The organism is Cupriavidus sp. SIMBA_020 (assembly GCF_046535395.1).
Lineage (GTDB): Bacteria > Pseudomonadota > Gammaproteobacteria > Burkholderiales > Burkholderiaceae > Cupriavidus > Cupriavidus campinensis.
The window spans coordinates 1-237 of record NZ_JAWRWU010001650.1 but is presented as its reverse complement, the minus strand read 5'-3'; the positions used below and the strand labels follow the sequence as shown (position 1 = coordinate 237).

General features: G+C 70.5%; 1 protein-coding gene. It reads right to left on the bottom strand.

The genetic code is table 11. From position 1 onward, the window contains the following. A partial coding sequence (locus SB751_RS35200) for a tyrosine-type recombinase/integrase (protein WP_410749639.1) occupies window positions 1-237 on the bottom strand: 237 nt, incomplete at both ends.

Sequence of the window (237 nt, the reverse complement as noted above, 5' to 3'; positions counted from 1 at the left end):
CAGCACGATCACCTCGGCCTCTTCCAGGCTGAGCCAGCCGCGCGATTCATGGTCGGGCGAGCGCGTGTAGCGCAGGTCCAGTCCGACCAGCTCCGACAGGCGCAGGCCGCTGGAATACAGCAGCTCGAACATGGCCTGGTCGCGCAGGTCGGCCGGCTCGGTGGCCACCTTGGCCGGAGCGCGGTCGAGCAAGGCCTGGGTCTGTTCCACCGACAGGGCCTTGGGCAGGCCGCGCGG